Origin of the sequence: Streptomyces sp. NBC_00647 (assembly GCF_045207245.1) — a bacterium.
Lineage (GTDB): Bacteria > Actinomycetota > Actinomycetes > Streptomycetales > Streptomycetaceae > Streptomyces.
The window spans coordinates 1,538,684-1,560,174 of the sequence record NZ_CP109040.1 but is presented as its reverse complement, the minus strand read 5'-3'; the positions used below and the strand labels follow the sequence as shown (position 1 = coordinate 1,560,174).

General features: G+C 72.4%; 19 protein-coding genes and 2 pseudogenes. 8 read left to right on the top strand and 13 right to left on the bottom strand.

From position 1 onward, the window contains the following. Positions 1-22: 22 nt before the first annotated feature. The 4 genes from OG788_RS06890 to OG788_RS06875 all read right to left on the bottom strand — a co-directional run bounded on the left by OG788_RS06890 (position 23) and on the right by OG788_RS06875 (position 4,675). On the bottom strand, positions 23-1,459 hold the full coding sequence (locus tag OG788_RS06890; protein WP_406369552.1) for an FG-GAP repeat protein: 1,437 nt from the start codon (positions 1,457-1,459) through the stop codon (positions 23-25). A gap of 653 nt (positions 1,460-2,112) precedes the next feature. After that, positions 2,113-3,078 (bottom strand): acetylxylan esterase, encoded by a 966-nt coding sequence (locus OG788_RS06885; protein ID WP_406369551.1) that lies wholly within the window; start codon positions 3,076-3,078, stop codon positions 2,113-2,115. Between the two features lie 139 nt (positions 3,079-3,217). After that, entirely contained in the window at positions 3,218-3,985 is a 768-nt protein-coding gene (locus tag OG788_RS06880) for a ferredoxin reductase (protein WP_406369550.1), read from the bottom strand. Positions 3,986-4,069: 84 nt separating this feature from the next. Continuing rightward, positions 4,070-4,675: a sulfite oxidase-like oxidoreductase gene (locus OG788_RS06875; RefSeq protein WP_406369549.1), complete on the bottom strand. Its 606-nt coding sequence runs from the start codon at positions 4,673-4,675 to the stop codon at positions 4,070-4,072. Positions 4,676-4,990: 315 nt separating this feature from the next. Here OG788_RS06875 and OG788_RS06870 point away from each other — a divergent pair, with 315 nt between their 5' ends. Together OG788_RS06870 and OG788_RS06865 are read left to right on the top strand one after the other, a co-directional pair. Continuing rightward, positions 4,991-5,911: an NADP-dependent oxidoreductase gene (locus OG788_RS06870; RefSeq protein WP_406369548.1), complete on the top strand. Its 921-nt coding sequence runs from the start codon at positions 4,991-4,993 to the stop codon at positions 5,909-5,911. Next, positions 5,908-6,621, top strand: a complete 714-nt coding sequence (locus OG788_RS06865; RefSeq protein ID WP_406369547.1) for a GNAT family N-acetyltransferase — start codon at positions 5,908-5,910, stop codon at positions 6,619-6,621. The genes OG788_RS06870 and OG788_RS06865 overlap by 4 nt, the downstream gene beginning before the upstream one ends. 42 nt (positions 6,622-6,663) lie before the next feature. Here OG788_RS06865 and OG788_RS06860 read toward each other — a convergent pair whose 3' ends face one another. After that, positions 6,664-7,164 carry a MarR family winged helix-turn-helix transcriptional regulator gene (locus tag OG788_RS06860; RefSeq protein ID WP_406369546.1) on the bottom strand — a complete coding sequence of 167 codons (501 nt, stop codon included), beginning with the start codon at positions 7,162-7,164 and terminating at the stop codon, positions 6,664-6,666. Between the two features lie 372 nt (positions 7,165-7,536). Here OG788_RS06860 and OG788_RS06855 point away from each other — a divergent pair, with 372 nt between their 5' ends. The 4 genes from OG788_RS06855 (at position 7,537) to OG788_RS06840 (ending at position 12,018) form a co-directional block, all read left to right on the top strand. Next, a complete protein-coding gene (locus OG788_RS06855) occupies positions 7,537-8,331 on the top strand; it encodes a putative protein N(5)-glutamine methyltransferase (RefSeq protein WP_406369545.1) in 795 nt (264 codons plus the stop codon). Between the two features lie 115 nt (positions 8,332-8,446). Then, the gene (locus tag OG788_RS06850; RefSeq protein ID WP_406369544.1) at positions 8,447-9,250 is read left to right on the top strand and encodes an alpha/beta fold hydrolase; all 804 of its coding nucleotides are present in this window, start codon (positions 8,447-8,449) and stop codon (positions 9,248-9,250) included. Positions 9,251-9,358: 108 nt separating this feature from the next. Then, positions 9,359-11,374, top strand: coding sequence for an FAD-dependent oxidoreductase (locus tag OG788_RS06845; protein WP_406369543.1), 2,016 nt, complete (start codon positions 9,359-9,361; stop codon positions 11,372-11,374). 98 nt (positions 11,375-11,472) lie between these two features. Then, positions 11,473-12,018 (top strand): PadR family transcriptional regulator, encoded by a 546-nt coding sequence (locus OG788_RS06840; protein ID WP_351555598.1) that lies wholly within the window; start codon positions 11,473-11,475, stop codon positions 12,016-12,018. 57 nt (positions 12,019-12,075) lie between these two features. Here OG788_RS06840 and OG788_RS06835 read toward each other — a convergent pair whose 3' ends face one another. The 3 genes and pseudogenes from OG788_RS06835 to OG788_RS06825 all read right to left on the bottom strand — a co-directional run bounded on the left by OG788_RS06835 (position 12,076) and on the right by OG788_RS06825 (position 14,968). Further along, positions 12,076-12,636: a hypothetical protein gene (locus OG788_RS06835; RefSeq protein ID WP_406369542.1), complete on the bottom strand. Its 561-nt coding sequence runs from the start codon at positions 12,634-12,636 to the stop codon at positions 12,076-12,078. Between the two features lie 324 nt (positions 12,637-12,960). Then, entirely contained in the window at positions 12,961-13,890 is a 930-nt protein-coding gene (locus tag OG788_RS06830) for a LysR family transcriptional regulator (protein ID WP_406369541.1), read from the bottom strand. Positions 13,891-13,982: 92 nt separating this feature from the next. Next, positions 13,983-14,968, bottom strand: a pseudogene (locus tag OG788_RS06825) (fibronectin type III domain-containing protein). Between the two features lie 367 nt (positions 14,969-15,335). Here OG788_RS06825 and OG788_RS06820 point away from each other — a divergent pair. Together OG788_RS06820 and OG788_RS06815 are read left to right on the top strand one after the other, a co-directional pair. Further along, positions 15,336-16,052 carry a glycoside hydrolase family 75 protein gene (locus OG788_RS06820; RefSeq protein ID WP_406376690.1) on the top strand — a complete coding sequence of 239 codons (717 nt, stop codon included), beginning with the start codon at positions 15,336-15,338 and terminating at the stop codon, positions 16,050-16,052. Between the two features lie 42 nt (positions 16,053-16,094). Continuing rightward, entirely contained in the window at positions 16,095-16,526 is a 432-nt protein-coding gene (locus OG788_RS06815) for a hypothetical protein (RefSeq protein ID WP_406369540.1), read from the top strand. A 97-nt stretch (positions 16,527-16,623) separates the two neighbouring features. Here the strand turns inward: OG788_RS06815 and OG788_RS06810 are convergent, their stop codons facing one another. The 5 genes and pseudogenes from OG788_RS06810 to OG788_RS06790 form a co-directional block, all read right to left on the bottom strand. Then, positions 16,624-17,040 (bottom strand): PTS-dependent dihydroxyacetone kinase phosphotransferase subunit DhaM, encoded by a 417-nt coding sequence (locus tag OG788_RS06810; protein WP_406369539.1) that lies wholly within the window; start codon positions 17,038-17,040, stop codon positions 16,624-16,626. Further along, positions 17,033-17,631: pseudogene (gene dhaL / locus OG788_RS06805) on the bottom strand (dihydroxyacetone kinase subunit DhaL). The gene OG788_RS06810 and the pseudogene dhaL overlap by 8 nt, the downstream one beginning before the upstream one ends. Positions 17,632-17,709: 78 nt before the next feature. Then, positions 17,710-18,702 (bottom strand): dihydroxyacetone kinase subunit DhaK, encoded by a 993-nt coding sequence (dhaK, locus tag OG788_RS06800; protein ID WP_406369538.1) that lies wholly within the window; start codon positions 18,700-18,702, stop codon positions 17,710-17,712. Between the two features lie 326 nt (positions 18,703-19,028). Then, complete coding sequence (locus OG788_RS06795; protein ID WP_406369537.1) at positions 19,029-20,210, bottom strand: acyl-CoA dehydrogenase family protein; 1,182 nt, start codon at positions 20,208-20,210, stop codon at positions 19,029-19,031. A gap of 525 nt (positions 20,211-20,735) precedes the next feature. After that, positions 20,736-21,308 carry a TetR/AcrR family transcriptional regulator gene (locus OG788_RS06790; RefSeq protein WP_266755556.1) on the bottom strand — a complete coding sequence of 191 codons (573 nt, stop codon included), beginning with the start codon at positions 21,306-21,308 and terminating at the stop codon, positions 20,736-20,738. Between the last annotated feature and the right edge of the window lie 183 nt (positions 21,309-21,491).

Genomic DNA, 21,491 nt, shown 5'->3' with positions numbered 1-21,491 from the left:
ATCACGCCACAAGAAGCGGCGCCTAAAGCCCCAGCACCTCACCGTACTTGATGGCCCCGTAGGGCAGCGCGAAGCCGAACGGGGTCAGCGACTTGCCCTGCGGGTACGTTTCCTCGGCGCTGCTGGGCGCGAACCAGACGCCACCTGACCTGGGCTCACCGGCGTTCTCCCCGGGCGCGCTCACCGCGGTGTCCCACAGTCCGTCGCGGTTGTAGTCGCCGACGGCCACCTGGGCGCCGAAGCGGTCGCCGGCCTCGGCCGTGCCGGGCATGTTCGTGGTGCTCTGGCTGCGGGCCAGACCGCCGTAGAGGCCGTGCTCCGTGCCGTTCATGGTGACGTACCCGCCCGCGTCCTTGACGGTGCCCACGTCCTCGCCGGGCACGCCGACCACCAGTTCCGGACGGCTGTCGCCGTTCAGGTCGCCCGCGGCCAGCGCGGCGCCGAAGTCGTCGCCCTCCTCGGCGGTGCCGCCGACCTCCGGGTTCGACTGGGTGATGCACTCGCTCTCGGTGCCGAAGTTCGCGGTCTTCGAGCCCTTGAGCAGGAGCACCGCACCGCCGAGCCGGTCCTCGCAATGCGTGGTCTCCGACTCGGGGTTGGGCTGTACGAGGCCGACCGCGAGGTCGTCCGTGCCGTCCCGGTCGAAGTCGGCGGCGGCGAGCGAGCTGCCCCGGTCGGCGTCGGCGTACCACTGGGCCGGCTTGGCCTGGTCGTCCCAGCGTGTGATGAAGGTACTGGAGTCCTCCGTGCCCTGCCAGCTGGCGGCGAGGTCGTCCCGGCCGTCGCCGTCGAAGTCGCCGGTGACCAGGTCGCGGGTGGCGCCGCCCATGCTGTAGCGGCGCAGGGTGGTGGTGGTCACCGGGTCGGCGGTGAGCGGGCCCGGGCGGAACCGGAGCGCGCCGTGCTCCTCGCCGTTCTCGCCGTACGCCAGGTCGGTGTCGCCGTCGCCGTCGTAGTCGCCCGTGGCGATGGTGCGGCCGATGCTGCTGTACTCGGACGTGCCCCTGGCCACGGTCACGCCCTTGGCGTTCCACTGCGAGCCGTCCAGGACGGTGATGGTGCCCTCGTCCTTGAGCTGATCGGAGGTGAGCGACTCGCCGCTCGCGCCGACGACAAGCTCGAAGACGCCGTCGCCGTTCACATCGACGGGTGCCACGGAGGATCCGAACCGGTCGCCCGCCTCGGGCGTGCCGGGTATGCCGGCCTCGGCCTGGCTGATGACACCGGTGGACTGGTACGGGCTCTGCGGGCCGCCATAGATCACGCTGACATAACCGGCCTTGGCCTTGCCGTCCACCGTGGCGTTGGGCATGCCGACCGCGATGTCCGCGTATCCGTCGCCGTTGAAGTCGAACCGCGGAGTCGTCGCGGCCGCGGCGCTTCCGGCGAAGGGCAGGGTCAGACCGGCGGCGGTGAGGGCCGCTACGGCGGCGGTGGCGGTCAGGGTGCGTACACGCACGGGCAACTCCCGTAGTCGTAAGGGGAAACAAGAGGGGGAAGGGCTTCCGGGGCTGTGACTCACGAGGCGTACGAAGGGTTGTGCGAAGGTGTCCGCCCGGTGAATACGCCCTGCTGCAAAACGAGTTCGCCCCCGAGGTCCGCCGAAGTGAAGCGCCGCGCAAGCTCTAGTTGACACCGGATTCAGGGAGTGTCCGACCGATCCGCCACGCCGGACACGTCCAGGTCGACCACAGCCGACCGGGACGCGCCCGCCGACTGGCGAAGCGTTCGAGAACACCACCACGGGCTGGCTCCAGGTCGCCTGGATCGCAACCACGCTGAGCGCGCCTGCCGGCTGCCCGGGCGGACGGGCGGACGGGCTTGTCCGCGAGGGCGCGCCACTTGGCCACAACGCGGACTGCCTGGCCGGCCACGCGGTCGGTGAACCGAACATCGGTCGTGCTCTCGGACACAACGGATCGGCGGATATACGCGGCGAGTTCGTTCCCGCCGCGGTGCGGCTCCGTGAACCGGGTGACGGACGGGTGGAGGGACGCGTCCGCGTGCAGTTCCGGGGCGCCTCGACGTCATGGGTCCCGCCGGTCCCACCGTCCCCTCCGGTCCTCGCACCGGTGTGAAACCTGGTGTCGCCCGTCGTGTCCATCGTCGGCGTCAGAGGCGGGCGGGCAGCCAGCGCAGCTGCTCTGCCTGCTGGTAGGGGCCGCCGCCCTCGTGGTCGTTGAAGTCGTACACCTCGATCTGCTTCTCCTCGTGGGCCCAGGCGTTGAACGCCGCGAAGACCGTCGAGGGCGGACAGGTCTGGTCTTCCAGCGCCGCCGAGAACAGGGCGGGCGCCCGGCCGCGCGCGGCGAAGTGGACCCCGTCGAAGTAGGAGAGGGTGCGCAGCGCCTGTTCGGTGCGGCCGCGGTGGGTCTTGAGGTAGTTGCCGATCTCCCGGTAGGGGGCCCGGTCCGTGATCGTCATGGCGCGCGGGAAGTCGCACAGGAACGGCACGTCGGGGGCGATCGCCGCCAGATCGGGCACCAGGCCGCCCACCGCGATGGTGATGCCGCCGCCCTGGCTCCCGCCCAGCGCCGCGACGCGCGCGGAGTCGACGAGGGGATGCGAGCGAGCCGCCTCCACCGCGCGCACCGCGTCCGTGAACAGGCGCCGGTAGTAGTAGTTCTCGGGGTCCTCGATCCCCCGCGTCATGAAGCCGGGGAAGGCGGGCGCGCTGCCCACCGGGTCCGGGGTATCGCCGCCGCCCCAGGTGCTCGCCTGGCCGCGTGTGTCCATCACGAAGTGCGCGAACCCGGCCGAGGCCCACAGCAGATGCGTGTGCGGGAGTCCGCGCCCGCCGCCGTACCCGATGAACTCGACGACCGTGGGCAGCGGGGAGTTCGCCCACGCCGGTACGGTCAGCCAGCCCTTCACCGGATGGCCGCCGAACCCTGCGAACGTGACGTCGTGGACCGCGACCGTCTTCAGCGGGATCTCGAACGGCACGAAGCGGGCGGAGAGGTCGTGCTCTCGGGCTTCCTGGAGAGTCTTGCCCCAGAAGGCGTCGAAGTCCTCGGGCTCGGTGGACGAGCTGCGGTAGGTGCGGAGTTCGTCGAGAGGGAGGTCGAACAGGGCCATCAAGGACCACCTTTCGGCATACGGCGTGCGGTGATCACACCGTACGTGCGCCCTAAAGAGCCCGCCACGATCCCCGGGAAGCCGACTCTGCTGCCTGCTGCCCGAGCAGCCCGGCCGTCCGCGCCTGTGGGAACTCGCCCTAGCCGAACCGCTCGATCCGGATCCGGTCCACCGGCTGCCCCGCCTCCACCAGCAACCGCGAGGCGTGCTCGGCGAATCCGTTGGAACCGCAGACGTAGGCCTCCCACCCACCGGGCGGCTGCTCGGCCAGGAGCGGCGTCACATGTGCGGCGGCCATACGTCCGACCCGCACACCCTCAGGGGCACTCCGCGTGAAGACGGCTGTGGTCTCCTCGCCGTACTCCCTTGCGTAGATGAGCTCTTCGGGGCTGCGCGAGGAGACGAGAAGCCGCACCGGTACGTCCAGGGCCTGCGCGCGGTGGTGACGCAGCATCGACATCAGCGGCACGACACCGGAGCCGGCGCCGACGAGGAGTGCGGGCCGGTCCCCGGGCCAGGCGAAGAAGCCGCTGAGCGGGCCGCGCACCTCGACGGAGTCGCCGGGCCGGGCCACGGTGTGGAACCAGCCGGAGACCTCGCCGCCGTCGACGTGGTCCAGAGTCAGTTCGATGTGACCGGTGTCGTCGGGTGAGGACGCGATGGAGTAATGGCGCTGCGCCACATACCCGTCCCCGGCCCTGAGCCGCAGCATCAGATGCTGGCCGGGCAGATGCCCCTCCCACGCGGGCACGGCGAACCGGAAGGTCGCCGCGTGCGGGGTCTCGCGGCGGATGCCGGTGAGGGTGGCGGTCTGCCAGGTGGTGGCCGTTCGGGTGTTCACGGCGATACGTCCGGGCACGGCGAACCGTGTCGGCGGCACGAACGTCGCTGTCGTCGTCGCTGTCACCGGGTGGCCTCCCTCATCCTGCTCGTCCCCGTCCCCGGCGCCTTCCGCGCGGTGATGTCCGTCGTCGGGATCGTCTGGATCGTCTCAGTCACCGGAGTAGCGCTGCTCTTCCCAGGGGTTGCCGCGGGCGTGGTAGCCGTTCTGCTCCCAGAAACCCGGCTCGTCGTGGTCGAGGATCCGGATGCCCGCGATCCACTTGGCGCTCTTCCAGAAGTACAGATGCGGCACGATCAGCCGTGCGGGGCCGCCGTGTTCGGCGGGCAGCGGTCTGCCGTCGTACTCCCACACGATCCAGGCGCGGCCGCCGGTGAGGTCGGCCAGCGGGAGGTTCGCGGTGTACCCGGTGTGCGCGTACGCGACCGCGTGGGTGGCGGCCGGGTCCGGTCGTACGGCCTCCAGGAACGTGTCCAGAGACACGCCCCCGAACCGCACCCCGAACTTCGACCAGCTCGTCACGCAGTGGATGTCTCCCTCGTACGCCGAGGGGGGCAGCGCGTGTGCCTCGTCCCAGTCCCAGGTGTGCGGCTCGGCCACCAGGCCGTCGATCCGCAGGGTCCAGTCGGCGGGGGCCAGGTCCGGGGTGACCTCGGCGGACAGGACGGGCCAGTCGTCGCCGGCGTCGTACTGGCCGGGGGGCAGTCCGGGGTCGTGGGCGCGCGGGCGCCCGGTGAAGCCTCGCGTGACGTTCATACGGGTGGTGCCTCCAGGACCGCCGGGGACCGCGGCCCGCGGCCCGCGGATCGAGCGTGATCGGCGCGCACCCACGGGTCGGTCTCGCGGGTGCGCACCGGTGCTTAACCATTCAACCGTACGCGCAGACGGACCGTTCTCCGAGCCGGCGCGGAGCGCTGATCATTGCGGCCGTATGAACTCTCCCGGCGTCCGGGAATAGTCGCGCCGCGATCTTCCTTGCTGCTGATGCCGACTCCGGTGGCCTGTACACGCACAGACGGTGAGCGGGGCCGCGACGACCGGTGACGACAGCGAAGGAGAGTGAGGGACCAGATGCCCAAGGCGTACGTCTTCACACGGTTCGGGGGGCCGGAGACCGAGGCCCTGGTGGAGCGGGACCGCCCGAGCCCCGGCCCCGGAGAGGTCCTCGTCGCGGTGCGCGCGGCCGGTGTGAACCCCGTCGACTGGAAGCAGCGCACCGGCCACCGCCGCCCGGGCGGTCCCCAGCGTTCGTTGCCCGCCGTCTTCGGCAACGAGGTCGCCGGGGTCGTAGTGGAAGCCGGCACCGGGGTGACCGGCCTGGCCGTCGGGGACGAGGTCTTCGGGAACCCGGTGGACGGCGGATACGCCGAGTACGCCGTGCTGCCCGTCGCCGTCACGGCGCACAAGCCCGCCGGGCTGTCCTTCGCGGACGCCGCTGCCCTGCCCGTCGCGGCGGCGACGGCGTACGACGGAATCCGTCAGCTCGGCCTGCCCGCGGGCGCGACCCTGCTGATCACCGGCGCGGGCGGCGGAGTCGGGGTCGCCGCCCTCCAGATCGCGCGGGCCTCCGGGCTGCGGGTCGTCGGGGTCGCGAGCGAGGGGAAGAAGGACTTCGTCGAGTCGCTCGGAGCCGTGCACGTCCCGTCGGGGCCGGGCTTGGAGGAGCGACTGCGCGCGACGGCGCCGACCGGGGTGGACGCCGTGTTCGACCTCGTCGGGGGAGAGGTGCTGGAGGCCGCGGCGACGCTGCTGGCCGACCGTACGAAGCTGATCACCGCCGCCGACCGCGAGACGGTGGCGAAGCTGGGCGGCGCGGGCGTCGAGCGGGCCCGTACGGCCGCCGTGCTCGACGAGGTGGGCCGGCTCGCCGCCGACGGCAGGCTGCGCCCCTTCGTGACCCGGACGTTCCCGCTCGACCGCGCCGCCGAGGCGCTGCGCACCGTCGAGGACGGGCACGCCCGCGGCAAGATCGTGATCGAGGTGACCGCGTGAGCGCCCATCCCCTGGACAACCCGGCCCTCGGCTCGCTGACCGGGCCCCACGCCCACTTCGCCGAACGCCGTGGACGCGTCCTGCGCTACCCCGTGGACGTGTCGCCCTGGCTGGCGCTGCCCGACGATCCCGGTGCCGAGGACTGGGCGGATCTGGCCGCCCTCGTGGGGCCCGGCGGCGAGGCCCCGCTGGCCGGGTTCGGGGGGCGGACCCCGGACGGCTGGGAGGTGACCTTCAGCATCGACGGTGTCCAGCTGGTCGACGACGGACTCGCCGCGGCGCCGGACGCCGAGGCGGTGCCGCTCGGCCCCGCCGACGTGCCGGAGATGCTCGACCTGGTGGAACGGACCCGGCCCGGCCCCTTCCTGTCGCGCACCGTCGAGCTCGGCACGTATCTGGGGATCCGCCGGGGCGGCGTCCTCATCGCCATGGCGGGGGAGCGGCTCCATCCGCCAGGCTGGACCGAGATCAGCGCGGTCTGCACCGACTCCGCCCACCGGGGCGAAGGCCTGGCCAGTCGCCTGATCCTGGCCGTCGCGCACGGCATCCGGGAACGCGGCGAGACCCCGTTCCTGCACACCGGCGCGGGCAACGCCAACGCCATCCGCCTGTACGAGTCCCTCGGGTTCACGCTGCGCCGCAGGACCCGTTTCATGGCCGCGCGGGTGCCCGAGCATCTGGGCGACGAGCGGACCGTGGGTGTGGGATGACACCGCGCCGCTGAGTTCACGACCGGCCGCGGGGACGTCCGTTCAGTCCCCCGGCGACCTGTCGTCCGACGTCTCCGGGGCGGTGGCCGTGGCGTTGTAGCGCGTCAGATACGAGGCGAAGCGGGCTAGGTCCTCCTCGGACCAGCCCGTGAGCCGCTCGCGGAACGCCGTACGGCGGCTGCGGGTCACCTGGGCGAGGATGTCCGTGCCCGCGTCCGTCAGATGCAGCACCTGGACGCGGTGGTCCTCGGGGTCCATCCGGCGTTCGATCAGTCCGGCCCGCTCCAGCGCCGCCACCTGACGGCTCACCGTGGACTTGTCCAGCGCGTAGTGCGCGGCGAGGTCCGTGGCACGGCAGCCGCCCACCTCCTCCAGATGGCCGAGGAGCGTGTACGAGACCAGGGACAGCTCGGGATGCATGCGTCCCGCCGAGGCGCGGGCCCGCCGCGCGAACACCGTCATCTCCCGCTGGATGGTCTCCACGGAGGCGTCGGCCGTCGGACCGTCCACTCGCCCGGCCTCACCGGCCGCTTCGGACGTCATCGCGGGACCTCCCTTCGCCACCCTGGTTGCATAGTACAACTCGGCCGGGTGCGGAGAGAGTCGCGCATGTCGGCGGAAGGGGGGCGCGAAGGTCACCGGCCCCGGGCTCACCGGCGCGCGCGACGGCCCGCGCGCAGAGTCTCGCGCCGTGCATCGGCTCCCGCGTCGGAGGGCCGCAGCAGCCCGTCGCCGACTGATCGTTCCTGTAAAGTGGCCGTCCCGGCCGTGGACTGTCTCGGCCGACGAGCTGCCGAGGAGGTGGGACCCATTACCGCTGTGTCAGGTCGGGTGCTCTCCTCTCCAGGCAACGCGGTCACCTTCTCCGGGTGACCGTGGGAGCGCCCTTCGGCTCGTCGAAAGGCTCTCGGCTTCATGCCTCCCTTCTCTCCTGATGTCCCTGATTCCACAGACCCCGTGGTCGCCGCGCTCCGCTCCGCCGGTTGCGTCTTCGCCGAGGACGAGGCGGAGTTGATCCTCTCCGCCGCCCGTACCCCGGACGAGGCCGCCGCGATGGTGGACCGGCGCGTCGCGGGACTGCCCCTCGAACACGTCCTCGGCTGGGCGGAGTTCCACGGACTGCGCATCACCGTCGAACCCGGGGTCTTCGTGCCGCGCCGCCGCACCGAGTTCCTCGTCGACCAGGCCGTCGCGCTCGCGCGGGGCGCGTCCCTCGTCGTGGACCTGTGCTGCGGCTCGGGCGCGGTCGGCGCCGCGCTCGCCGCTTCCCTCGGCGGGCCCGAACTGCACGCCGTCGACATCGATCCGGCCGCGGTGCGCTGCGCCCGTCGCAATGTCGCGCCGTACGCCGGCCGGGTCCACGAGGGCGACCTCTTCGCCGCGCTGCCCGACACCCTCCGAGGCCGCGTCGACGTCCTGGCCGCCAACGTGCCGTACGTCCCCACCGACGAGGTCGGGCTGTTGCCGTCGGAGGCCCGTGACCACGAACCCCTGGTCGCCCTCGACGGAGGCACGGACGGACTCGACCTCGTGCGCCGGGTCGCCGCCGAGGCGCCGCGGTGGCTGGCCCGCGGTGGCTGCCTCCTCGTGGAGACGAGCGAACACCAGGCGCCCGTGGCCGTCGAGGCCTTCGCCCGCTGTGGTCTGATCGCCCGGCTGGCCGTCTCGGAGGAGGGGTACGCCAACGTGGTGATCGGCGTGAAGCCCTGACGCAGGGGGCGGGGCGACACGGGCGACATGCCGCGTTCGGGCCCTGATCTGCTGATTGTCCCGCCCCGCGCGCCACACTCTGGCTTGACCGCAGACGCCGGAGGAAGGCCCGAACGTGAGCAGTGCCCCCGAGAAGTTCGACGCGTGGGACATCAAGGAGTCGGGGCCCGCCGACGCGGGCACGAAGGTGCTGCTGCTGCCCGGTGGCATGTGCAGCACCGCCTTCTACGACGACCTGGCCGCCGCACCGCCGCTCGCCTCCGCGCCGGTGCGGTTGGTGGCCGCGACCGTTCCGGGTCATGCGGGCACCACGCCGCCGCGCGATCTCGGCATGGAGAACTACGCGGCACTGGCCGGTGCCCTGGCCGCCGAGCGGGGCTGCGCTGTCGTGGTCGGCCACAGCATCGGCGCCAACATCGCCCTGGAGATGGCGGCCGGCGGGCACTTCACCGGTCCCGTCGTCCTGCTCTCCCCCACGTTCTCGGCATCCGACGAGGACAAGGCGCTCACGATCGCCAACAGCCTCGGGCGGGTGCCCGGCATCGGGGCGCTGGCCTGGTCCGGTCTGGTCAAACTGACGCCCCGCGTCATGGTGAGCGAACTGCCCCCGGCCCGCCGGGAGGCGCTGACCGCCGAGTTCGAGAAGAACGATCCGGCGTTCTGCCGCCAGGCGATCCGGCACTACTTCGACTACCTGGACCGGTACGGATCCCTCGTCCCCCGGCTTCGTGACTCGGGCGTGCCCGCCTGGGTCGTGCGCGGCGACCACGACGACGTCGGACTGGCGGAGGAGGAGCGGGCCGGGCTCGAAGCCAGCCCCAACGTGACCATGGTCGCGGTCGCCGACGCGGGTCATCTGGTGATGGTCGACCAGCCCGTCGTGATCGCGGAACTCGTGGCCCGGGTGGCCCTCGGCTGAGGGGCCCTCCGGAGCCGGCTCGAGTGATCCTCGTCATTGTGCAACTAGTTGCACAATGCGCGGCCCGTCGTCTACAACAGTCGTACGACACCGCGCACGGAGGGCCAGATGAGCCGTTACCCGCACCTGCTGAACCCGCTCGACCTGGGCTTCACCACCCTGCCCAACCGCGTGCTCATGGGCTCCATGCACGTGGGTCTGGAGGAGGCCGAGCGCGGCTTCGAGCGCATGGCGGAGTTCTACGCCGCCCGCGCGCGAGGCGGCGTCGGCCTGATCGTCACCGGAGGCATCGCGCCCAACGACGCGGGCCGGCCCTACGAGGGCGGCGCCAAGCTGACCACCGAGGCCGAGGCCGGGCGGCACGCCGGGATCACCGCCGCGGTGCACCGCGAGGGCGGGAAGATCGCGATGCAGATCCTGCACTTCGGGCGGTACGCCTACCACCAGGACCTCGTCGCCCCCAGCGCGCTGCAGGCCCCGATCAGCCCCTTCCCGCCGCACGAGCTCAGCGACGCCGAGATCGAGCAGACCATCGACGACTACGCGCGTGCCGCCCGGCTCGCCCGGCAGGCGGGCTACGACGGCGTCGAGATCATGGGCTCCGAGGGCTACCTCATCAACGAGTTCATCGCCCTCCAGACCAACCGGCGCGAGGACCGCTGGGGCGGCTCGTACGAGAACCGGATGCGCTTCCCCGTCGAGATCGTCCGCCGCGTACGCGAGGCCGTCGGCGACGACTCCATCATCATCTACCGCCTGTCGATGCTCGACCTGGTTCCCGGCGGCTCCTCGCTGGACGAGGTCATCACGCTCGCACGGGCCGTCGAGGCGGCCGGGGCGACGATCATCAACACCGGCATCGGCTGGCACGAGGCCCGTATCCCCACGATCGCGACCTCGGTGCCGCGCGGCGCGTACGCCTGGGTGACCAAGAAGGTCATGGGCTCCGTCTCGATACCGCTGGTGACCACCAACCGCATCAACACCCCCGAGATCGCCGAGCAGTTGCTCGCCGACGGCCATGCCGACATGGTCTCGCTGGCCCGGCCGATGCTCGCCGACCCCGACTTCGTCGCCAAGGCCGAGGCCGGACGCCCGGAGGCCATCAACACCTGCATCGGGTGCAACCAGGCCTGTCTCGACCACACCTTCAGCGGCAAGATCACCTCCTGCCTGGTCAACCCGCGCGCCTGCCACGAGACCGAGCTCGTCCTCGCGCCGACCCGGCTGCGCAAGACCGTCGCCGTCGTGGGCGCCGGGCCCGCCGGACTGGCCTGCGCCGTCAGCGCCGCCGAACGCGGCCACGACGTCACCCTCTTCGACGCCGCGGGCGAGATCGGCGGTCAGCTCAACGTGGCCCGCAAGGTCCCCGGCAAGCAGGAGTTCGACGAAACGATCCGCTACTTCCGCACGCAGCTCGAACTGCACGGCGTGGACGTCCGGTTGAACACGCGGGCCACCGTGGACACGCTGGAGTCCTTCGAAGAGGTCGTCGTCGCCACCGGTGTCAGCCCGCGCACCCCGGAGATCCCGGGCGTCGACCACCCGAGCGTCGTCGGCTATCTCGACGTCCTGCGCGACGGAGCCCCCGTCGGCGACCGTGTCGCCATCCTCGGGGCCGGCGGCATCGGCTTCGACGTCGCCGAGTTCCTCACCGACAGCGGCGACAAGGCGAGCGAGGACCCGGCGACGTACTTCCGCAGCTGGGGTGTCGACATGGACTACCGGACGCCCGGCGGTCTCGGCGCCCCCGAGCGGCCCACCCCGCCGCGCACCGTGCACCTCCTCCAGCGCAAGGCGTCCAAGGTCGGCGCCGGACTCGGCAAGACCACCGGCTGGATCCACCGCACCGAACTCAAGCACCGGGGCGTCACCATGGTCCCGGGCGTCCAGTACGACCGGATCGACGACGCCGGACTGCACGTCACCGTCGACGGGCACAGCCAGGTCCTGGAGGTCGACACGATCGTGCTGTGCACGGGACAGGACCCGCGCCGGGACCTGTACGAGGCGCTGCGCGCCACGGGCCGCGGTGTCCACCTCATCGGCGGCGCAGACGTGGCCGCCGAACTGGACGCCAAGCGGGCCATCAAGCAGGGCACCGAACTGGCGGCGGCGCTCTAGGGCACCGGAAGAGACGAACCACGGAAGGACTGTCGCGGTGTCCGGCGGACCACGGCCGGGCACCGGGCGGCACTTCCGGCCCTCCCTAGGATGACCCCATGTCACTCCCGCACGCGATCCTCACCGCCCTGCTCGAGAAGCCCTCGTCGGGCCTCGGACTGACCCGGCGGTTCGACAAGTCGATCGGCTACTTCTGGTCGGCGACGCATCAGCAGATCTATCGCGAGCTGGGAAAACTGGAAGCCGAGGGATACATCCGGGCCTTGGCGCCGCAGCAGCCGGCCCGGGGCCAGAAGAAGAGCTACGAAGTCCTGCCCGCGGGCCGTGCCGAACTGGCCCGCTGGACCGCCGCCTCCCAGGACCCGAAGCCGCTGCGCGACACGATGCTGCTGCGCCTGCGTGCCGCCGCGGTCGTCGGCACCGAGGGCCTCGAGGCGGACCTTCGCCGCCATCTCGACCTGCACCGAAGCCAGTTGGCCGAGTACCAGGAGATCCAGGAGCGGGACTTCCCGCCGGGAAAGGACACCCCGGAGGACCGTCTGCGGCACCTCGTGCTGCGGGCCGGCATCGACCTGGAGACCTTCTGGACCCAGTGGCTCACCCACGCCCTGGCGGAGCTCGAAGCACTCCCGGGGCGCGACTAGGCGGCCCTCCCGCGACCGGAGTCGACGGAACGGCCGCCCGACGTGACGGACTTCGGCTCAGAGCCGGTGGGGCTTGGACCGGCGGCGCAGGAACCACGCCGCCGCCACCGTGCCGGTCACGACCAGGGCCCCGCCGCCCACGACGGTGGCCGTGCCGTAGTCCTTCACGGCTCCGCCGAGCCCGCCCATGACGCCGCGCGACGGGGAGGCCGTCGCCGTCGGCGTGGTCGTGGTCGAGATCGTGGGGGTCGCCGCGGGGGCCGAGACGATGATCGACTGGGTTCCGGCCGTCGAGCCGTCCTGGCAGACCACGATGACCGTGTAGGTGCCGGGGCCCACGCCCGTCCAGGACGCCGACTGACTGGTGCTCGTCCCGGTGAGCGACATCTGGCGCCCCTGGGCGAAGTTCGCCTGCCCGTTGGACAGCAGCGAGGCGTCGCCGAAGCTGCTCCCGTTGCTCGGGCAGGCACTGGTGGTGACCGAGACCGTGGTGCCGCTGGTGCTCACGGAGATCCCGGAACCCCAGGCGACGGCCGCCGGGGCGGCCAGGGCGAGCGGAAGCGCAGCGGCGGCGGCCACGGTCAGGCCGAATCGGAGAAATGTCTGAGTGGTACGCATAGGAACTGCCCTCCAGCGGCACGGTTGGCGGTACATCCCATGCGCCGCCGAGGATTGGAAAGGCCCGTGCTGCCTCAGAGCGAGCCAATGTGCCCCGGGCCGGGCCCGCATGCGGACGGGGACCGGGCAGGTGACGAATTCCATCGTCCGGCGCACTGCCGGCGGATATCGCGGGCCTGACGGCGCGGTGTGCCGGTGGCCCCGCAGGTGCCGGATCCGGGGCGTGTGCGCGCGTGGTCACCGGGCCGGGCCGTACCCGTGAGGAGTCACCCGGCGGCGCGGCTCGCGGCGGATGTCACCCGGCTCGGGCCGCCCCGGCCGTGGTCACCAGGTGCGGGCCACGCGCAGCAGCCGGTCCCGGACCAGGGCGACGTGCGGGTTGTCGGAGGGCCCGGGGCGCTGGGTGAGATAGCCGGTGTTGATCGGCGGATCCTCGGGCGCCAGCAGCGCGACCAGGGCGCCGGAGGCCAGCTCGTCCTGGCACAGATAGCGGGGGAGCACGGTGATCCCGGCACCGGCGACGACCGCCGCCAGGACGCCGCGCAGATCGGGCACCGTGATCGCGGCCTGCCCGGACAGCCGTACCCCGAAGACATGCCGCCAGTAGCGGCGGGCGATGGGCAGATCCTCGGCGTACGTGACCAGGGGCAGCCCGTTCAATGCCGCGGCCCCCTCGGCCGCCACCCGGTCGGGGCCGATGCGCTCGGCCCAGGCGGGGGAGGCGACGAGCACGAACTCCTCGTCCATCAGCGGGACCGACGCGAGGGTACGCCCGCGCGGCCGGCTCGTGGCGATCACCAGGTCGAAGCGGCCGCCGCGCAGGCCCTCCAGGAGTTCGTCGGTCAGCCCGGTGCTGATCCGCAGCCGCACACCCCGGGCCGTCAGCGGCGCCAGCGCGGGCAGCACCCGCGCGCACAGCAGCTCGGCCGGGCCCGCCACCTGGACCGGGTCCGGCGGCTGGCCGGCGCCGGGGCCGCCGCGGTCCGCCACGGACGCCAGCGCGTCCAGCGGCGCCGCCACCTGCGCGGCCAGCTCGTCCGCCACGGATGTGGGAAGCACACCCCGCGGCCCCCGCTCGAACAGCTCCCGGCCCAACTGCTCCTCCAGGGACCGCATCTGGGTGGTCACCGTCGGCTGGGAGAGACCCAGCAGCCGCGCGGCCGCCGTGAACGAACCCGCCCGGTGCACCGCGAGGAACGTGCGCAGCAGAGTCAGGTCGAGCGGCGCGCCGGCATTGGATTCCCTATGGGCCATACGTCCAACCCTATGCGGGCCTATGGCCGGGCCCGCCCGCCGGGCCTGTCGCCGTCAGCCCACGGCTCGAGGCCACCCTCCGCCGCGCCCCCTCACCGCCGGCCCGTCGTCACGGAACGCTCCGCGGAGAACCCTCCCCACGTCCCGTCGGGCAGCTTCGCCCGGATCCGCACCCGGTGCGCCTCGTCCGCCTCCCGGCCGACGTAGAAGCTGTAGGTGGAGGTACCGCGGGGCGGACCGGCCCCCCAGACGAGCGAGGTCGCGGGACGCCCGTCGAGATGGACCTGATATTCCGTGATCACTCCGCCGGCGCGGGCGCGGTCCACCTCAGGTCGATGTAGTACGCGCCTTCGCTGCGGTGCGTCGTCGCCCGGAAATCGGTCGGCGCCGTGCCTCGGCCGTCGTCCGTCCCCGCTGCCGTGGTGACCCGGACGGTGGCGCTCGGCGGTGAGAGGTTGTCCGCCGCGTCGCGGGCCCGCACGGTGAAGCTGTACGCCGTGCCGGGCCGCAGCCCGGTGACGACGGTGGCCGTCTGCGCGCCGCCGACGCTGTGGATCTTCGAGGTGCCCTGGTAGATGTCGTACGACGCCACGCCCCGCGCGTCGGCCGACTTCGCCCACGACAGCTGGGCCGCCCGGCTGCCGACCGCCTTGCCGTGCGAGCTGCCGGGGCGCGTGGGCGGGGTGCGATCGGCCGCGGCCGCAGCCGGGGTGGTGGCCCGCACCCGCTTGCTGAGCGGCCCCGGGACACCGGCGGCGTTCCGGGCCCGGACCGTGAAGACGTAGGCGGTGGACGGTTCGAGCCTGGTGATGTCCACCATGTGCTCCGAACCGGGCACTTCCTTGATTTTGGTGGTGCCGCGATATACCTCGTAGCGCGTGATCTTCGGGTCCTCGGCGGCCAGGTTCCACATGACGTGCACGCTGGTCGCGCTGCCCGCGGCGGCGGTCACGCCCATCGGCGCGGCGGGCTGCCGTTCGCCCTGGCCCGAGGCCGGTGCCCCCCATCCGCAGGACGCGAGCAGGAGCAGCGCGCCGCACACCAGCACGCGCAGGACGGTGGGGGGAACGCGTCGCACGGGTCTGCCTTCCCTCGGCGGGATTGGTCTGTACCTATAAGACACGGCTGACGCGGCCACATCAAGAGGAGGGGCGGGCTGTCGGCCGGACCGTCTCGGAGGTACGTATGCTGATCCGTGACACGGCGTGAACTCGCCCCGTTGTCAGGGGAGTTCGTGTCCACGGCGCGGACCGCTGTCGTCGCTGATCCCGCGCCGGCGCGTGCGGTCGAGTGGCCGGAGCCGGCTGTGGCTCGGGCCCTCGGCCGTACGACGGCCGGAAAAGTGACCGTGCACCGTCCGGCCCCCTCCCGGTGGACGCGCTCTCGGACGCCCCCCAGATTTGGGCAAATGAGCGTCCATGTCCCCCAGGAGAGGGTCTCCCATCGTGCGTGCCCACTCGCTGGCACTGGCCGCGGCCGCCGCGGCCGTGCTCGTCCCGGCCCCGGCGTTGCTGTCCACCGCCCCCATCGCAGGCCGCCCCGGCAGCCATGGCGTGGTCACGCGGGAGGGCAGTGTCCAGGCCGCGGACCTGCTGGCGAAGGTGCGTGGCTGCGCCGTCGTCTCGAACGGGCGCTACCGCAGCGACGACGGCACCCGGGCCGACATCCCGGTCTGCGGTGCCGAGGGAGCCGTCTTCTGGAAGGCCGACATGGACATCGACTGCGACGGCAGACCGGGCCCCCTGTGCAACAGCCGTACCGATCCGCTCTTCTCCGACGCCACGGCCTTCCAGCAGTCCGACGGCCGATACCTGAGCGCCGAGACCCTGCCCTACATCGTCGTCCCGGCCCCCAGCGGCATCTGGAACTACCGGGACCACGGCATCGGGGCGGGCTCGGTGGCGGCCGTGATCTATCAGGACCGCGTCCAGTACGCCGTCGTCGGTGACACCGGTCCGCAGGACATCATCGGCGAGGCCTCGTACGCGACGGCCAGGGTGCTCGGTATCCGCCCCGATCCGCACGGCGGCGGCACCCCCTCCGGGGTCACCTACATCGTCTTCAAGAACTCCCGGGTGTCGCCCATCGAGGATCACGCCGCCGCGGTGGCGGCGGGGGAGCGGCTGGCCCGCAAGTTCGTGAGCGACGTGAAGGAGCGCTGAGCCGCGGCGCCCGGCGCCCGAAGCGCCGGCCGCTGGGGCGGAGTGCCGGGCCCCCGGCTCCTGGCCCTCAGCTCCAAGCCCCGGCGGGCGTGGCCCACGGACCGTCCCCTGGAGGACGCCCTGGACCGGGCGTCCACGAGCGGCGAGGGCCCGATGGCGGCTCCCCAACCGCCGAGGGTCCGCACGCTGCTGAGGCTCACCCGGACCGAGCCGGGACTGCGCGCCGTCTGGCTCCAGGCCCACGACGACGCCGAGCCCGTGTTCGCCCGCGCCCTCGCCGACCGCGCAGGGCTGGCCGCCGTCGATCTGCGCTCGGAGATCCAGGCCGCCAGGCTCAACGCGGCGCTGCGTGCGGCGGTCGAGCACTACGCCGGCCGCACGGACGAGGAGGAGCCCGACCCCGCGACGGCTCAGGCGGAGCTGGCTGCGACTGTTCGCTCGGCTCTCGTCGTCGCGGCGAACGGAATCTCGTGACGCGGCGGAGACACCCCCCGCGCTGACCACGGGTCGGCGGGATGGTCCGGTCCGATGAGGGCCGACTCCGGTGAGTGACGGCAGTGCGGCCCGGTTCTCACACCTTCCGGTACGTGTACGCCTCCGCTGCCGCCGCCTCCACCGCCGCGAGGTCGGCGCCCGCCGAGGCCGTGACGACCGCGGCCACCGTCCCCTCGACGAACGGGGCGTCCACCAGACGCGTGTCGTCGGGGAGTTCGTCACCCTCGGCGAGCAGCGTCTTGACGGTGAGCACGGCACTGCCCAGGTCCGTGAGCACGGCGACCCCGGCGCCCCGGTCCACGGAGGCCGCGGCGGCGGTGATCAGCTCGGCGCTGGTGCCCAGGCCCCCGTCCACGGTGCCGCCCGCCGGGGCGACGGGAGCGATCGTGCCGCCGCCGGCCAGACCCGTCGCCAGCTCGGCGACGGACGCGGCGACCGCGGCGCTGTGGGAGACCAGCACTATGCCTACGAGTTTGCCTTCGGTGTCACTCATCGGCCGCCTCCACGAGTGCCGCGATCAGTAGCGACGAGGACGTGGCGCCCGGGTCCTGGTGCCCGATGCTGCGCTCGCCCAGATAGCTCGCCCGGCCCTTGCGGGCCTGCAGGGGCGTCGTCGCGACGGCGCCCTCCTCGGCGGCGGCCTTCGCCGCGGCGAACGACTCGGCCAGCGCGTCGACCGCGGGCACCAGGGCGTCGATCATGGTCTTGTCGCCGGGCGCGGCTCCGCCCAGCGCCATGACCGCGTCGACGCCCGTGCGCAGCGCGTCCGCGAACTGCTCCTCGGTGACCTCGGCGCGTCCCCGAGCGCCTTGCCGGTCCGGCGCAGCAGGGTGCCGTACAGCGGCCCGGACGCGCCGCCGACCGTCGAGATCAGCTGCCTCCCGGCGAGTGTGAGAACAGCGCCGGGAGTCTCCGGAGCCTCCTTCTCCAGCGTGGCGGTCACGGCGGTGAATCCGCGCTGCAGATTGCTGCCGTGGTCGGCGTCACCGATGGGCGAATCCAGGTCGGTGAGCCACTGCGCCTCGCGGTTCACCGACGCGGCGGTCACCGTCATCCAACGGCGGAAGAAATCGGCGTCGAGCACGGAATCTCCTTGCGTCGTACGAACGTTGCCCTGGTGCCGGTTGACGCCGGGCGGCAGCCGGACTCGCGTTGACCGGATTCACACGCCCCAGCGCAGTCCCGGCGTCTTCACCGGCGCGTCCCACAGGCGCAGCAGCTCCTCGTCCACCTGGCACAGGGTCACCGACGCGCCGGCCATGTCGAGGGAGGTGACGTAGTTGCCGACCAGGGTGCGCGCCACGGGGACACCGCGCTCGGTCAGCACCCGCTGCACCTCCGCGTTGAAGCCGTACAGCTCCAGCAGAGGGGTGGCGCCCATCCCGTTGACGAGGACCAGCACCGGATTGCGCGGCACGAGATCTTCCAGGACGGCGTTCACGGAGAAGTCGGCGATCTCGCTCGAGGTCATCATCGCGCGCCGTTCCCGGCCCGGCTCGCCGTGGATGCCGACGCCCAGTTCCAGTTCCCCGGGCGGCAGGTCGAACGTCGGGCTGCCCTTGGCCGGAGTCGTACACGCGCTGAGCGCGACGCCGAAGCTGCGGGAGTTCTCGTTGACCTGCCGGGCCAGCGCCTCGACCCGCTCCAGGGGCGCGCCCTCTTCGGCCGCAGCTCCCGCGATCTTCTCCACGAACAGTGTCGCGCCCGTTCCGCGCCGCCCGGCCGTGTACAGGCTGTCGGTGACGGCCACGTCGTCGTTGACGAGGACCTTGGCGATCCGGATGCCCTCGTCCTCGGCCAGCTCCGCCGCCATGTCGAAGTTGAGGACGTCGCCGGTGTAGTTCTTCACGATGAACAGCACGCCCGCGCCGCTGTCCACGGCGGCCGCCGCCCGCAGCATCTGGTCCGGCACCGGGGAGGTGAACACCTCGCCGGGGCAGGCCGCCGACAGCATCCCGGGGCCCACGAATCCGCCGTGCAGCGGCTCGTGCCCGGACCCGCCGCCGGAGACGAGGCCCACCTTCCCCGCGACCGGGGCGTCCCTGCGTACGATCACGCGGTTCTCGACGTCCACCGTCAGCTCCGGATGAGCTGCCGCCATGCCTCGCAGCGCGTCCGCGACCACCGTCTCCGCCACGTTGATGAGCATCTTCATGGGAACCTCCTGGTGAGAAGAGTCGCCGGGCCCCTGTCCTGCACTGCCCACGTTAGAAGTGGGTCCGCCACATCGGCTACCGCGGGGCGGCGCCGCTTCGGGGAACGGGCGCCCAAGGGGCCCGTGCCCGTCCGTCGCGAACGTGGCCGACCGGCCGGACTGCCTGGCCGGCGAGCGGGTCGGCGGTGCGAGGAGCTCACTCTGGGAAGTATCGGCTCTCGGGCGGCGCTGGTCACGTGCGGAGACGTTCTTCGGTGGAGAAGGCGCCTCGGTGAGTACGCGCTCACCGAGGCGCGCACTCACCGGTCCCACGAGCTTCGGGCGCGCTAGCTGCCCGTCTTCCGCACCCGGAGGCTGCCGCGCTCGTCCTCCTTCAGCGCGCGGCCGATGATCAGGCGCTGAATCTGGTTGGTGCCCTCGAAGATCTGCATGACCTTGGCCTCGCGCATGTAGCGCTCGACCGGGAAATCGCGGGTGTAGCCGGCGCCGCCCAGTACCTGCACCGCGTCGGTGGTGACCTTCATGGCGTTGTCGGTGGCGATCAGCTTGGCGATCGAGGCCTCGGACTGGAAGGGAAGCCCCTCGTCCTTGAGACGGGCGGCGGCGAGCGTGGTGGCCCGGGACACCTGTACCGCCGCGGCCATGTCGGCGAGGACGAAGGCCAGGCCCTGGTGCTCGATGATGGGACGGCCGAAGGTCTCGCGCTCCCGCGAGTAGCGCAGCGCGTGGTCCAGCGCCCCCTGGGAGAGGCCGGTGGCCACCGCCGCGATGCCGAGCCGTCCGCAGTCCAGCCCGGCGAAGGCGATACGGAGCCCGTCGCCCTCCTCGCCGATCCGGCGGTGGGCGGGGACGCGGACGTTCTCCAGGCGCACGGTGGCGGTGGCGGACCCGGTCAGGCCCATCTTGTGCTCCGGGGGATCGGCCACCACGCCCGGCGTGTCGGCCGGGACGAGGAAGCAGGAGATGGCGCGCGAGCCCGTGTCGGCCGTACGGGCCATGACCGTGTAGAAGTCCGCGTGCCCCCCGTGCGTGGTCCAGGCCTTGGCGCCGTTGAGCACATAGTCGTCGCCGTCCCGGACGGCCCGTGTGCGCATCGCGCCCGGGTCGGAACCGGCATGGGCCTCGGACAGGCAGTAGGCGCCGAGCAGCTCGCCTCCGAGCATGTCCGGGAGCCATTCCTTCTTCTGCTCCTCGGTGCCGAACGAGGCGAGGGCGAAGCAGGACAGCGCGTGCACCGAGACGCCCACCGCGACGCTCGCCCACACGGCGGCGATCTCCTCGACGACCTGGAGGTAGACCTCGTAGGGCTGGTCGCCGCCGCCGTGCTCCTCGGGGTAGGGCAGGCTCAGCAGCCCGGCCCGTCCGAGCGTGCGGAAGACCTCGCGCGGGAACCGCTCCTCGGCCTCCGCCTCGGCGACGCGCGGGGCGAGCTCCTTCTCGGCGAGCTCGCGGGTCAGGGCGATCAGGTCGACGGCTTCCGGTGTGGGGAGCGTGCGGGTCGCGGGCATGGCGTGTCCTCGGGGTTACGGGTCGCGGCCCTGACGATTTTGATACGCCAGGCGATACAACAGTATCGTTTTTGGTACCGCCGGGCCATGGCGTCCCCCGATGGATCCACCGGTCCTCCGGCCGGCTCACGTGTTCGGGCACTCGCGGGGCTCGGACCCCCACGCGGTCAGGTGCCGGCCGGCCTCGGCGCCGACGTGGTGCGCGTCGAGCGCCCGCCCGGCCGGAGGCCGCGGCTCGCCCCCGACGGCCCGGCCGACATCGTCCGGCGCGACCGAGATCGTCCGGCGCGGCCGCCGGCCGGTCCTCGCCGATCTCAAGGAGTACGCGGGCGCGCGCTGATCAGGAATCGGCCGCGTGGGCCGACGTCCTCGTCGAAGGACTGCGCCCCGGATTCGGACCTGACGACCGCGGCGAGCGGGATCCAGGGCTCGTCCACGCCCGGGGCACGGGCGCCGGCCTGGGGCAGGAGGGCCGCGGCTGTCCGCCGGGCCGGGGTGTCCGCTGGGAGGCCGTCCGTGCCGAGGTCAGGGGGAAACGGCGTGGACGATGAGTGACGCCAGCTCGGCGTAGGCCTCGGCGTCGCTCAGCCCGGTGCGGGCGGCGACCTCGCCCCGCTGGATCTCCTGCATGGTGGCGGCCACGACCTCGCCGACGAACGCGGCATGCACGTCACGGAACGCCCCCGCGGCCACGCCGTCCGCGATCAGGTGTCTGATCCTGCCCGCGGCGAGGCGCGTGTTGGCCTCGTACACCTCGCGGGCCGGCTCGAACTGGGCCATGTCGTCGAGGAACTGCCGGGACAGCGGTCTCAACTGATGGGCGACCGCGTTCAGGTAGACCACCACCCGCTCGGAGGGCGCGGAGGTGTCGGCCACCTGCTTCTCGACCGCCTGGGCGGCCTCGCGGAAGTAGTGCTTCACCGCTTCCCGGACCAACTCCTGCTTGCTGCCCGCCAGCTGGTACAAGGTCGTCTTCGAGCAGTGGAGCCGCTCGGTCAGCTCGTCGAGGGTGAACGCTGCGAAACCCTCCGCCACCAGCAACGCGACCAGCCGCTCGAGCAGGTCGGTCTGGCGCGCTGTACGACGTGTGGACGGCATGATCTCAGCGTAACCGTTCCTACTCGCCCGTAACCGTCCCCCCTCGGGGGCTGTGATCCGGGGCGGGAGGCGCCGACCGGCGGTGGCCCCGGACACACGCTCCTTGCTCGCCGCGTACGACGCCGGGTCAAGGACTTCCTCGGGTACGTGCCGAGGAGGCGGCCGGATGGAGCGGCCCACCCC

Excerpts from the sequence above, each read along its gene's own strand:
- OG788_RS06810 (WP_406369539.1), bottom strand. The coding sequence starts at position 17,040 with ATGAGTGACACCGAAGGCAAACTCGTAGGCATAGTGCTGGTCTCCCAC.
- OG788_RS06830 (WP_406369541.1), bottom strand. The coding sequence starts at position 13,890 with ATGGCCCATAGGGAATCCAATGCCGGCGCGCCGCTCGACCTGACTCTG.
- OG788_RS06875 (WP_406369549.1), bottom strand. The coding sequence starts at position 4,675 with ATGAACGTCACGCGAGGCTTCACCGGGCGCCCGCGCGCCCACGACCCC.
- OG788_RS06795 (WP_406369537.1), bottom strand. The coding sequence starts at position 20,210 with ATGCCCGCGACCCGCACGCTCCCCACACCGGAAGCCGTCGACCTGATC.
- OG788_RS06840 (WP_351555598.1), top strand. The coding sequence starts at position 11,473 with ATGTCACTCCCGCACGCGATCCTCACCGCCCTGCTCGAGAAGCCCTCG.
- OG788_RS06870 (WP_406369548.1), top strand. The coding sequence starts at position 4,991 with ATGCCCAAGGCGTACGTCTTCACACGGTTCGGGGGGCCGGAGACCGAG.
- OG788_RS06845 (WP_406369543.1), top strand. The coding sequence starts at position 9,359 with ATGAGCCGTTACCCGCACCTGCTGAACCCGCTCGACCTGGGCTTCACC.
- dhaK (WP_406369538.1), bottom strand. The coding sequence starts at position 18,702 with ATGAAGATGCTCATCAACGTGGCGGAGACGGTGGTCGCGGACGCGCTG.
- OG788_RS06885 (WP_406369551.1), bottom strand. The coding sequence starts at position 3,078 with ATGGCCCTGTTCGACCTCCCTCTCGACGAACTCCGCACCTACCGCAGC.
- OG788_RS06855 (WP_406369545.1), top strand. The coding sequence starts at position 7,537 with ATGCCTCCCTTCTCTCCTGATGTCCCTGATTCCACAGACCCCGTGGTC.
- OG788_RS06835 (WP_406369542.1), bottom strand. The coding sequence starts at position 12,636 with ATGCGTACCACTCAGACATTTCTCCGATTCGGCCTGACCGTGGCCGCC.
- OG788_RS06790 (WP_266755556.1), bottom strand. The coding sequence starts at position 21,308 with ATGCCGTCCACACGTCGTACAGCGCGCCAGACCGACCTGCTCGAGCGG.
- OG788_RS06860 (WP_406369546.1), bottom strand. The coding sequence starts at position 7,164 with ATGACGTCCGAAGCGGCCGGTGAGGCCGGGCGAGTGGACGGTCCGACG.